This is a genomic window from Frankia sp. RB5 (assembly GCF_059816245.1).
The window spans coordinates 25,573-36,665 of sequence record NZ_JCBATA010000078.1 but is presented as its reverse complement, the minus strand read 5'-3'; the positions used below and the strand labels follow the sequence as shown (position 1 = coordinate 36,665).

Genomic DNA, 11,093 nt, shown 5'->3' with positions numbered 1-11,093 from the left:
TAGTACGGACGCCACGTGAAATGGCTGGTAGATAGACAGCCCGGGGTCCCGCTGGATTTGTTCACACGGACGCTGGCGGACTCTTAATCCGCGGGTTCGGGGTTCAAGTCCCTGACGGCGCACCCGTCCAGTCCGGCCAGCGTGGCCATAGAAGATCACGCTGCAGCCGGACTTTTTTTATGCGCGGCGTCGACGCAAGCCCGCTCGCGCCATGGCGAGGTTCACTCCGGTACACGAGACTGCGAACGATCTCGCAGGAACGATCATGGCAAGCATCTCGCCGCGGCGCTTCTCATTGCGAGCACAGCCTAAAGAAAGCTGATTTCCTGCGCGATCAGAAACGCACCGACCAGCCAGGTCACAACGATGGGATGGCGCCAGCAAGCCCGCAGCACGAGCCGCATTCCCATGAAAAGCAGGGCCAGCGACAGCATTCAGGTCGGCACATGAACCCCATCTCGGATGGCCTTGCCGGACAGATGATGACGGCTGGTCGGCATGAAGTCCCTACCCCCTCACGATCGACACCTTTCCAGATGGCGCAGCACGTCCGGCGCCCCCAGATCGACGATGCGCCGCCGAACAAGCGCGTATCAAGAGCTATAGCGGGGCTGGACGGTCCGGCAGCGGCAGGACGATGCCGCCTGGGAGGGGTAGGAGTTACTCATCTGGTGGATGTCGGCATTTTCAGTGCGCTGTTGGCCTCGCTGGTTTCGGGGACGTCGAGTGCGGCGTAGATGTCACGGGCTGACTGCCAGTGTTCGCGGGCGGTGTCGTGGTTGCCGAGCTCGTCGAGGGCACGGCCGAGGCCGGCGTGGGAGCGGGCCATCTCGTAGCTGTCCTGGGTGGCGTGCGTCAGGGTGAGCGCCAGGGCATGGTGGTGAAGAGCCTGCTCGGGATGGCCAGCGATGTGGAGATGTTCCGCAAGTCCGTTCCGCGCGCGGGCCTGGCCGTTATGATCATCGATCTCTTCGTAGAGATCGAGGGCCTGTCGGTGATGACGGGCGGCATCGTCGTGGCGGCCCTGCGCGTGGTGGACGAGGCCGAGGTTCGTCAGGGCGTCCGCCTCGCCGTTGCGGTCGGCCAAGGTCAGATAGAGGGCGAGGGCCTGCCGATGGTGATCGGCCGCGAGGTCGTGGTCGCCCTGGTGGCAGTAGACATTGCCGAGGTTGCCCAGCGCATGGGCCTGTCCACGGGTGTCGCCGGTCAGCTGGTGCAGCTCAAGCGCCCGCTGCTGGTGGTCAACGGCCAGGGTGTAGCGGCCCTGCCGCCAGTGGACATGGCCGATGTTGCCGAGGGCGCGAGCCTGACCCCGCTGGTCGCCTGACTTCTGGCACAGGTCGAACGCGCGCTGGTTGTGGATGAGGGCTTCGTCGTAGCGACCCTGCCGCCAGTAGATGATGCCCAGGGCGGTGAGCGCCCTGCTTTCACCACGTTCGTCACCTATCTGCTGGAAGAGTGTGAGCGCCTCCCGGGCATGCTCGGCGGCGTCCGCGTACCGCCCCTGGTGTCGGCAGATACCCGCCAGACTGGTCAGCACATGGGCGTGCTGGGCATGGTCGCCGAGGGCTCGGGCGGTGTCGCGGGCGGCGGTGTAGACGGCGATCGCCTCGGTCAGATGGGCACCGAGGTCGAGGTAACGGAACAGAATCGCCGCCAGTTCCAGGGCGTGGCGCCAGCCGTGCAGGTTCGCCTGAGCCGCGACACGCACCAGGTTGGCACGTTCGAGATCAAGCCAATGTCGCGCTCCCTGCCGATCGCCGCTCCACCGCGGCTGCACGTAAGGGGACCGCACCGGCGGCAGATGATCAACCTCTGTGGGGAAAAGCGTGCGGACCGCCGTCGCGGCGGTGGAAACGTAGTGGTCGAACAGGACGCGGGTCGACTGGAGGCACTCCGTTCCGGAGTCCTCGTCGCCGGCTCGGTCACGAGCGAAGGCTCGCACAAGGTCGTGGAATCGGTAGCGATCACGCCCGGCTTCGAGAAGAAGGTGGACGTCCAGGAGATGTTCACACGCCCGATCCGCCTGGGCCGGTGTGACGCCGGCGAGGGCGGCGGCGGCGTGCGTGTCCATCTCCACTCCGGGGTGAAGTCCGAGACGGCGCAGCATCCGCTGGGACTCGCCGGTGAGGTCGCGGTAGGACACGGCGAAGGCGGCGGCCACACCGCGTTCGCCGTCCTCCAGCGCGGCGAGCCGATCATGGTGGTCGGCCAGCCGGTCAGCCAGGTCCGCGACCGACCACGCCGGCCGGGTGCGTAGCCGCGCCGCCGCGATCCGCAACGCCAGCGGGAGCCGCCCGCACAGGTCGACCAGCCGCATCGTGGCGTCGTCCTGACCGGCGAGCCGGTCGGCGCCCACCACGGCGGTGAGCATGTCACGCGCCCCTTCCGGGGGCAGGACCTCCAGATGCCACGAGCGTGCCTCGTCCAGCGCGGCAAGGCGACGGCGACTGGTGACAATCACCAGGCATCCGGACGCCGCGGGGAGCAGCGGAAGAACCTGCTCTGCCGAGCGCGCATTGTCGAGAACGACCAGGGTCCGCGTGCCCGCAAGCCGACCCCGGTACAGGGCAGCCCTGGCCTCCAGTGCAGGGGGGATCTGTGCACCGGGCACGCCCACACGGCGCAGCAGTTCACCCAGCGCGGCGTCAGGTTCGATCGGTTCGACGGACGGCGTCGCCCCGTGCAGGTCCAGAAACAGGCACCCGTCGGGAAACCGGTCAGCGAGCTCATGCGCTACGCGCAGGGCGAGCGTCGTTTTGCCGACCCCTGCCATCCCGTGCACGGAGAGGATCACGGACGCACCGGCCACAGCCGCACGGCCGCCATCCGGACAGGCCGCTTCGGCACCGGACATCAGCTCGGCGATCTGCTGCTGCCGGCCGGTGAAGAACCGTGTGGCCGGGGGCAGCTCCCGCGGTGGTGAGACGACGGCCGCCCCGCCGGGCAGCGGGCGGCCACCAGGGAAGGGGACTCCGGGGAACGGTGGTGCCACTGTGGGCACGGCGGAACCCCGGATGCTCGCGCCCAGACCCGACAGCAGTGTGGCCGCGGCGCTCTCCTCGTCGAGACCGACCAGGTCGATAGTCACCAGGCTCGCCAACAAACCCGGAGGGGAAAACTCGTCCACCTTCACCGGGACCAGGCGGCCACGTCGGTCGGTCCGGTTGACGATACTCGGCCACGGCAGCGACGCCCCGCTCTCGGCCAGATAGCTCTCGCTCAGCACGAGCACCAGCCAGTCCGCTCGAACGAGGGACTCGTTCAACCACCGCAGGCGGTTCACGCCCGGCACCGCGTGCCATCCTTCCAGCAGCGGCTCGACGCCCGCCGCCTGCATCCTCCAGGCCAGCCATTCGGCCCACCGCCGGTCGGAGGCCGCATGACTTACCAGCACCACCGGTGAATCCTGTGCCGACGTGCGCGCCTCCATCGATCAAGTGTGGCACTCATGACCACCGCGATGATGTGCGCCCGCGGCCGGCTTTGGTCCTGGCGCCCCGGCCGCGCGACCCGGCGTGTGCGTGGACAACCATCCGGCGCGTGTCCTCACAGGCGGCACGAGCGCGGCAGACGACCTCGACGAGGAGACGGCCGTGGTGGGCCGGTTGATCCTCGAAGGTGTCCGGGACATCGGTGACGATCTGAGGACGACTACGCGGCCAATCAGCCTCGGTACCACACTCGGGAAACATGTGCCCCCGACCTGAGCGTCCACCGGCCACCCCGGGTGTTGTACTTTTGTTGTACAGTGACCTCATGAGCGTCGGATTCCGCCCCACCGAAGAGGACCTCCGGATCGTTGAGGCCAACCGCCGTCAAGACGAGAAGACCAGCGACGTCATCCGACGCGCCCTGCGACTGCTTGACCGGGAGGCATGGGAGGTGCGTGCCCGCGAGGATATGTACCGGCTGCGGAACGAGGACCTGTCCGCCGAGCCCGACGCGTGGGAGTACGACACCAACGGCAACATCAGAATCGCAGGTACGGATCTCGCGGTACCAGCCAGATCGCAGGACCAACCGTGATCCGGGGGGCGGTATACCCGGTGGACCTCGGCGACGCCAAGCGCGGGCATGAGCAGCGGGGGCGTCGGCTTGGCGTCGTCATGAGTATTGAGCAGAACGCGTGGTCCACGGTTACGATCGTTCCAACGTCGACCGGCGCGCAGGCGTCCGCCTTCAGGCCGGAGGTGGTTATTACGGGACGGTCGACCAGGATCCTGATCGACCAGATCCGGACCATCGATAGCGCCTATGTCACCGGTGAACTCGTGGACTACCTCTCCCGCGACGACATGGCGCAGGTTGAGCACACGCTTTCACGCTACCTCGGTCTGCTTCGCTGACCGCATCGCTTGGCGCTCCCGTACTGCGCTCCGCGCCGTGAGGGCTAAGCTCGACGAGGGCCTCGCCGTATCCCTCGCCGAACGGTTGACCAAGCACGGCCGGGACCGGTAAGACAACTCGACAGATCTGTCAGCTGCGTTGGACCTCTGTCTTCGGGAAGAGGTCATGCCTACAAAGCCTTCGACTTGGCGCTCGCGGCCTTGGCGCGTCGGTGGCGTTTCTGGCGGATGTCCGCGGCGGTGTCCAGCAGTTGGGCGACGGTCCGTCGAGGGTGATCGTTCCTGTCGTTGTCGGGTTCGCCGCGGAAGCGTCGCAGTATCTCCGCCTGAGTTCGGGTGCCGTGGCCCCGCGCGACCTGCAGGAGGAGCGTGTCCTTGTCACGAGCGGGAAGGCTCTTGATCCATCTTGCGATTTCGCGAGGGTCTTCCTTGACCGGTGATGAGGGTGGGCTGGCCTGAGCCGCGCTGGCGAGCAGGTCGGCGTCGAGGCGGAGGAAGTCCGCCAAGGCCCGCTGAGGCGCGGTGAGGGTGCCCAGCCCGGCGGGCACCGGCGGTTCGGGGTCCCCCTCCTCCTCCTCGTCGAAGGCGTCCTCGTCCCGTTCCCAGGTTCCGTAACCGGCCAGCCAGGCCAGGTAGAGAGGGCGGAGGTCACCAGCGGCAAGTTCGGCGCGGACACCGACGATTGCCGACAGTGAATCCTCCGCGCCTTCGACCCAGTCCTCGGCCTCGTTCTCGCTGGTCAGGTCGAGGAGAAGGTGCTGCCGGGTGGTCCAGGCGGTGACGTGTGGGTCCACGCAGTACTGCTCGACGGTCCTGAGATCGAGAAGGGTTCGGGGCAGGCGGAGCATGATGCGGTGGGTGCCCCAGTTGGCGAGGTAGAGGTGGGCATCGTAGTAGCGCTCCATCATGATGTGTGGATCGCCGGAGAAGTTGCCCCACTGATATTCGTTGGTGAAACTGGTGGCGGTGATGCGTGCCCGGGTGGACAGCGCCCGGACCTCGACCTGCTGCCGTTCGTCCAGAGGGCGGTCAAGGGCCAGGAACTCGTAGTACTGGTACTCGGACACCGTTCGATCCGCCTATGTCGTCGCTTCGTCAGGGCGCCCAGTGCCGGTAGGCGTGGATCCATTCCGCCCCCGCCGGGGCTGGGGTGGGCAACGGTAGTTCCAGGATGCCGATCGCCTGGCGATGTCTCCCACGTGTGCAGACCGCCACGATACCGCCTCCGGCCTGCAGATCTATCCCAGTGACGGTCACCTCCACACCCAGGACAGTGGTCTGGAAGGGAACCGCCAGATTTTCTTCGATCACGGTGTGGAAGGCTGTCAGTTGTTCGTCTTCGCCGTAAGCGTCGACGACGGCACGCTCGACCAGAGCATCAAGCTCGGCGTCACTCAAATCCACCACGGGCAGCAGCCTACCGACACGGTGATCTGGCACTCCTCGCGGCCGCGCCGACCCACGCCACCTTCCGGGCAACGAGCGGGGCGGTGGCATCGGGAGCTGGAGTCAGGGCACGTGGCTGTCAGTGGGCGTCGATGATCAGGATGGCGAGTTCCTGGGCGCTGCGCGCCGGGCCCTCGGTGCCGAGGGCGGCGGTGGAGGCGTAGAGGCCCTCGATGACCAGCGCGAGGCGGTCAGAGGTCGCCTCAGCGGCTGCGGCATCGCGGCCGGGTAGCTCGAGGGCGAGGTCGCGGAGCCTGGTGCGGACCCATGCCTTCACCGCCTGCGCGCTGGCGTGAGCCGCGGAGGTCGGGTCGGGGTACTCGGCCAGCACCATGAGGAACAGGCAGCCGCGGAACGCGTCGGGACCGGTGACGGTGACCAGCCCGTCGAACAGCGCCAGGATGCGCTCTCGCGCCGGGCGGCTCTCGTCCGCGGTCAGCGACTCGATCCACTCTCGGTAGCCGGCTGCGTAGCGGTCCACGTAGGCCGCGACCAGCGCGTCCTTGGACCCGAACAGGCGGTACAGCGTCGTCGGACCGACGCCGGCCACCGCCGCGACCCGGTCGACCCCGGTCGCGGTGATCCCATGCCAGTAGAACAGGTTCTCGGCCGCGTCCAGGATCGCCTGCCGGGTCTCGGCGGCTGGGCGGCGGGTGCGCGTGGAGGGAGGGCCGCTAAACACGGTTGTGATGATAGGGAACGATCCCTATCATCACCGGGCGCGACCCGCCGACCAGAGGATCCGACCCATGCGCGCCACCGCGACGCTCCCCGAGACCGAAGCCGAGCCGACGCCAATGCACGAGCCGGAACCAGAAGCGGAACCAGAACCGGCGCCCGGAGCCGAACCCCGACCCGATCAGGTCCTGGCCTGGCGGCTCCGGCCGCTCCAGGTCGGGGTTGCGCTACAGAACATGCTGCTGTGGGTGCCGGTCGAGAAGATGTTCATGACGCAGATCGGCTTCGACGCCGCGGCGATCGGACTGGTCGCGGCGGTCTACGCCGCGGTCGCGCCGGTGCTTGAGGTGCCCTTCGGCATCCTCGCCGACCGCTGGAACCGCACCGGGATGGTCATCCTCGCGACCCTGGCACTCGCGGCCAGTTCCCTGGTCGGCGGCCTGAGCACCACGCCAGCGACGTATGTCGGCGCAGCCGTTCTGCTCGGCGTGTTCTTCGCGCTGAACTCCGGCACCGTGGAAAGCATCGTCTACGACACCGTCGTCGAGGAGACCGGCTCGGGCGACGGCTACGAGCGGTGGATCGGGCGGATGCACGTCGTCGAGGCCGCGGCGCTTGTCGCCAGTGCGGTCCTGGGCGGAGTGCTCGCCGCGGTCGCCTCGGCTCGGGTCACCTACTTCGCCACCGTCCCACTCATGGCGGCCGCCGCCCTCGCCTTCGGACGCTGCCATGAGCCGCGCCTGCACCGGCACGCGCAGCGGGTCACGTTCCGGCGTCAGGCCCTGGCCACCGTCCGGGTGCTGGCCGCCGATCGCGCGCTGCGCCCGGTCGTGCTGCTCAGCGCGCTCACGGCCGTCGTCATCCAGGTGGTCTTCGGTTTCGGGCCCCTGTGGCTGGTCTCGCTGCACGCGCCGGCCGCGCTGTATGGGCCGTACTGGGCGGCGCTCGTCTCGACCGGCGGCCTCGGCGGCTGGCTCGTCTCCCGGACCCGGCTCGACCGCCCGGCCGTGACCGTCGGGTTCGGCGCGTTGCTGGTGCTCGCCGCCATCCTGCCGACGCTGGGCCACTGCCTCGCCGTCGTCATCGCGGGCCAGTTCGTCGTCGCCCTGGCAGCGGGGATGATCAGTATCCGGGCTGGTCGGCTGCTGCACGACGCGGTCGGCGCGCAGCTGCGGGCCGGCGTCACGTCCGGCGCGGGCACACTGTCCTGGCTGGTCTTCCTTCCGGTCTCCGTCCTGTTCGGGCAGCTCAGCCGTCGCCACGGCGTCCAGACTGCCGGGCTGCTGCCCGTGCTGCTCGCCCTCGCGATGGCCGCCCTGCTGGCGCACACGTCCCATCGGCCACATCCTGTCGCCGACACCGGCCCCCAGGCCGCCGAGTCGACGATCACCGCGGCCTGAAGGGGCGACCCTGGCCCGACCTGCCGGCGTCGTCCGCAGCCGTCTTGACCTCCGTTCGGTGGCTCACCGGGTCGTGTCATCTCGCGGGATCAGCCAGAACGTCTGACGCCCGGAATGCGGAAATGCTCGTATCAGACGGTGCTCCGACGCCCGGTCATGCGTCGCTGCCAGGTGACCGCCTGCCGTCGAGAGTCGGGGTGCCACGACACCAACGCCGTGGGTGAGGCCAGCGGTCCCGCTAGAAAGCAGAAGAACGCATCGCCAGGCGTTGCCCGTCAGCTGCAACGCGTCGAGGAATGCGGCGGCGGCGTGCCAATCTCCGCCTTCGACGGCTGCGCGGCCAAGGATGTCAGCAATTGTAGACGATCATGACTTTTGCATGTCGGATACGCGACAGATCCAGCGATCATTAGCCGCTCATGCCGAAGATCTGCGGGCCAACATGCCTCTGACCAGGAGTTTCACTCGACCCCGAAGTTGCCCCTGGGTTGGGCAGGCATTGGCGGCTTCCAGGTGCTGGCTATTCTTCGGTAACCACAGAACAAGGCCAGAGATCACGGGGCCTCATCCGCGGTTCCCGGAAAATCTCTCCCGGTTTCAGCGCGATCTACCGGGCATCTCGGTTGCCCTTCACCGCTGACGCCGGATGCGCCGACAATCTGGCTTGAATCCAGACAGGGGGAAATAAAGGAGATGGCCGTGGCGACGCGCCGCCAAAAGCGGCGGAAGATACTTCTGGGCGGTGCTGCCAGCGTTCCATTCATGGTCTTGCTGGCCTTGTCCCTTACCTGGCTCGTGGCGCCGCTCTACGTGACGGCCGTACTAACGGTGCGATTGCTGGCGTGGCCGACCACATGCAGAGCGTATCGGTCGTGGCCAGCCGTCGACCACATCTGCGAGGCATTGGTCACCGGCACGGCGACCGGATGCGGCAGCCACCGCGAAAAGAAGGCGCGTGATCTACAGGCCGCCCTGAGCCCATGGCACGAGCGCTCCCTGCTGCAGACTGCCCGCCGTTTTGTCAGTCGGCATCCGACAACTCCCGAACCGCTTCCAAACCTATCCGGCGCACCGGTGCGAGTGACATTCGAGAACGCCCTGAGCATCTACGCCATCTTCCTGTGCGCGGCGGCGGTCCTGGTCGGAATCCTCGCCCATTTTCTGATCGGATAGCGCCGTCCAGCCAGCCAATCCCCTTGAAATCCTAAGAAGCGCCAGCGGCAGGGAAAACTATTCCACCACCGGCGCGCCTGGTCCTGGAGAAACGGAAAATGTCCCGAATCTGGGTTCGCCCGCACGTCCGAAACGGATACCGAGTGCGTGGGTACTGGCGCGAAGGTCAGGAATCCTCGGGGTTCTCTTTCACCGCCGCCGTCCTTCTCACCATCACCATCGCGGCCGGCAGCATCGGCCTCGCCGTCTCCGCGAGTGGAGGCGTCTCGGCGGTGCGTTCGCCGGGGCAAACGCATTCAGCTCGCAACTGCAGCCAGTCCGGACAGTGCACTGAGGCCGAGGTGAAAACAGGCGATCTACGTTCCATCGAGGCTCGCCTGGCTCGCAAGGGTCTGCAGGTGAACGGCCGGTTGCAGCACGATGGTGCTCACTGCTCAGAGCATTCCTACGGAGCGGTGTCGAAATTCTTTCGAAAGCAACCATGCGCCGATCTCCATCGGGCGCAACTCCAGTGTCGTGACCGGAAGGGCGATGTCGTCCTGGTCGCGATCTCCTGGGTCAGAATGGCAGGCCAGCAAAGCGCAACCTCCTATAAGACGCTGGTAGACGAATACGGAACCGGGAACGTCACGGAACTGTCCCGGGAAGACGGGCGGTACCGTACGGTTCGCTACACCGCTCGAACCTACAGGTCGGTGCAACGGAACAACGTCGTGGTTAATGCCCAGGCGGAGCCCGTTGCCAGGGGATGGGTTGGCCTCGCCCTTACGACCATTGTCGATGAAGCCGTCCGCTGACGTCGGAGCCAGCGGCCACCGCTCGCCTACCCGCCGCGTATCTCGACGCCGGAGCGTCGCGCGCCGACACCGGCGGCAGCGGCGAGTGCCTTGGTCTGAGTCGACGGCGTCCCCTCGGTCAGGTCAGCGGGGAGAAGGGGGCGGGCCAGGCCATGGTGGATTCGGCGTCGAGGATCTGTTCGAGGGCGCCGGGCGGGGGCCACAGGCCGCGTTCGTACAGGTCGCGGCGGACGGCCACACGTTGGTCGAGGCTCTCGAAGGGCCAGATGTGGACGATGCGGGCGGGGCCGTCGAGGGCATACATCACGACCGCGATCGGGTCGACACGTTGGCGGCCGGGGAGGCGTTCGCGCCAGGCGGCAATTGTTGCGGGAAGGCCGCCTGGGCGCAGGTGGTAGTCGCGGATCTCGTAGATCGACCCGAAACTGCCCGTGACCACGGGCGGCATGAACGGAAACGCCGCGAAGGAGTTCATGCGGAGGTCCGTGAGATGGCCGCCCGCGCCGAAGGGGTCGGTGCTGGCGGCGGCCCGCGCACGTTCGGCCGCCAGGTCGGCGTCGTCGACGAAGCCGCGCAGCAAGTAGAGCCGGCCGAGTGTCCCGTGCTCGGCCTCCCAGCAGCCCAGCAGGCGGCCGCGTGCGTCGGGCGCGCCGACCCACGGCTCGACGCCGGCCTTGGCCGCCGCCGCGTCGGGTAGCCGGTAGGAGAGGACCGCCAGCTCATACCGCAGCGCCTGTTCCTCGAGCGAGACATCCTCGCCCGTGATCACCTGCTTGATGGGCATGATGGATCCCCTTCGACAGACTCAGCCGGCATCCGCAGCACCTCCTGGCATCGTGCCGCCTCGTCACGTCCCCCGCGACGGGATCGTCCGCTGGTAGCGACGCGTCACACCAGCGGCGGTGTACCTCAGCTGACCACTGGGGAGGCACCCGCAGCACCGCCGTCGAGCTCCGTCAGCAGGTCGGTGAGCTGGCGGGCGTTGCGCTGGGCGTAGTCGGCGTAGCAGTTGTTCATGAGCACCTGGGTCCGGGTGGCCTGGTCGGCCAGCAGGCGGAGCCTGGGCGCCCATTCCCGCAACTCGGCCATGCTGTAGCGATAGCCGAAGCGCTCGTGGATGTCCCGGCTCGTCCACTTCTCGCTGTGGCCGTGGAAGCGCACGACCGCGAGATCCGCGGTGGCGGCGAGGACCGGCGGGATCGAACCTGGATGGCCCTGGGGCACGTCCCGATCAGCAGGTCACCCACCCG

12 protein-coding genes are annotated in these 11,093 nt (G+C 67.7%); 5 read left to right on the top strand and 7 right to left on the bottom strand.

Annotation, left to right across the window (positions count from 1 at the left end):
* Positions 1-308 precede the first annotated feature (308 nt).
* Together AC6EXY_RS29075 and AC6EXY_RS29070 are read right to left on the bottom strand one after the other, a co-directional pair.
* Positions 309-434: a hypothetical protein gene (locus AC6EXY_RS29075; protein WP_279354725.1), complete on the bottom strand. Its 126-nt coding sequence runs from the start codon at positions 432-434 to the stop codon at positions 309-311.
* A gap of 230 nt (positions 435-664) precedes the next feature.
* Positions 665-3,400 (bottom strand): ATP-binding protein, encoded by a 2,736-nt coding sequence (locus AC6EXY_RS29070; protein ID WP_499818565.1) that lies wholly within the window; start codon positions 3,398-3,400, stop codon positions 665-667.
* 359 nt (positions 3,401-3,759) lie between these two features.
* Between AC6EXY_RS29070 and AC6EXY_RS29065 the strand changes: the two genes are divergently transcribed.
* Positions 3,760-4,029, top strand: coding sequence for a hypothetical protein (locus AC6EXY_RS29065; protein ID WP_101835763.1), 270 nt, complete (start codon positions 3,760-3,762; stop codon positions 4,027-4,029).
* Positions 4,026-4,349, top strand: a complete 324-nt coding sequence (locus AC6EXY_RS29060; protein WP_101835766.1) for a type II toxin-antitoxin system PemK/MazF family toxin — start codon at positions 4,026-4,028, stop codon at positions 4,347-4,349. Before AC6EXY_RS29065 ends, AC6EXY_RS29060 begins: the two co-directional genes overlap by 4 nt.
* 170 nt (positions 4,350-4,519) lie before the next feature.
* On the opposite strand, the gene AC6EXY_RS29055 is transcribed toward AC6EXY_RS29060, so the two are convergent.
* The 3 genes from AC6EXY_RS29055 to AC6EXY_RS29045 all read right to left on the bottom strand — a co-directional run bounded on the left by AC6EXY_RS29055 (position 4,520) and on the right by AC6EXY_RS29045 (position 6,477).
* Positions 4,520-5,416, bottom strand: coding sequence for a hypothetical protein (locus AC6EXY_RS29055; protein WP_101835768.1), 897 nt, complete (start codon positions 5,414-5,416; stop codon positions 4,520-4,522).
* Positions 5,417-5,444: 28 nt separating this feature from the next.
* Complete coding sequence (locus AC6EXY_RS29050; protein ID WP_101835770.1) at positions 5,445-5,756, bottom strand: hypothetical protein; 312 nt, start codon at positions 5,754-5,756, stop codon at positions 5,445-5,447.
* Between the two features lie 118 nt (positions 5,757-5,874).
* On the bottom strand, positions 5,875-6,477 hold the full coding sequence (locus tag AC6EXY_RS29045) for a TetR/AcrR family transcriptional regulator (protein WP_101835772.1): 603 nt from the start codon (positions 6,475-6,477) through the stop codon (positions 5,875-5,877).
* 67 nt (positions 6,478-6,544) lie between these two features.
* Here AC6EXY_RS29045 and AC6EXY_RS29040 point away from each other — a divergent pair, with 67 nt between their 5' ends.
* The 3 genes from AC6EXY_RS29040 to AC6EXY_RS29030 all read left to right on the top strand — a co-directional run bounded on the left by AC6EXY_RS29040 (position 6,545) and on the right by AC6EXY_RS29030 (position 9,843).
* Positions 6,545-7,873 (top strand): MFS transporter, encoded by a 1,329-nt coding sequence (locus tag AC6EXY_RS29040; RefSeq protein WP_499818564.1) that lies wholly within the window; start codon positions 6,545-6,547, stop codon positions 7,871-7,873.
* A gap of 699 nt (positions 7,874-8,572) precedes the next feature.
* Positions 8,573-9,046, top strand: a complete 474-nt coding sequence (locus AC6EXY_RS29035; protein WP_133150886.1) for a hypothetical protein — start codon at positions 8,573-8,575, stop codon at positions 9,044-9,046.
* 143 nt (positions 9,047-9,189) lie between these two features.
* Positions 9,190-9,843 carry a hypothetical protein gene (locus AC6EXY_RS29030; RefSeq protein ID WP_133150887.1) on the top strand — a complete coding sequence of 218 codons (654 nt, stop codon included), beginning with the start codon at positions 9,190-9,192 and terminating at the stop codon, positions 9,841-9,843.
* A gap of 118 nt (positions 9,844-9,961) precedes the next feature.
* Here AC6EXY_RS29030 and AC6EXY_RS29025 read toward each other — a convergent pair whose 3' ends face one another.
* Together AC6EXY_RS29025 and AC6EXY_RS29020 are read right to left on the bottom strand one after the other, a co-directional pair.
* Positions 9,962-10,627, bottom strand: a complete 666-nt coding sequence (locus AC6EXY_RS29025; RefSeq protein ID WP_101835776.1) for an NIPSNAP family protein — start codon at positions 10,625-10,627, stop codon at positions 9,962-9,964.
* Between the two features lie 125 nt (positions 10,628-10,752).
* The gene (locus AC6EXY_RS29020; protein WP_499818563.1) at positions 10,753-11,067 is read right to left on the bottom strand and encodes a DUF72 domain-containing protein; all 315 of its coding nucleotides are present in this window, start codon (positions 11,065-11,067) and stop codon (positions 10,753-10,755) included.
* Positions 11,068-11,093: the final 26 nt, after the last annotated feature.

Excerpts from the sequence above, each read along its gene's own strand:
- AC6EXY_RS29065 (WP_101835763.1), top strand. The coding sequence starts at position 3,760 with ATGAGCGTCGGATTCCGCCCCACCGAAGAGGACCTCCGGATCGTTGAG.
- AC6EXY_RS29025 (WP_101835776.1), bottom strand. The coding sequence starts at position 10,627 with ATGCCCATCAAGCAGGTGATCACGGGCGAGGATGTCTCGCTCGAGGAA.
- AC6EXY_RS29040 (WP_499818564.1), top strand. The coding sequence starts at position 6,545 with ATGCGCGCCACCGCGACGCTCCCCGAGACCGAAGCCGAGCCGACGCCA.
- AC6EXY_RS29075 (WP_279354725.1), bottom strand. The coding sequence starts at position 434 with ATGCTGTCGCTGGCCCTGCTTTTCATGGGAATGCGGCTCGTGCTGCGG.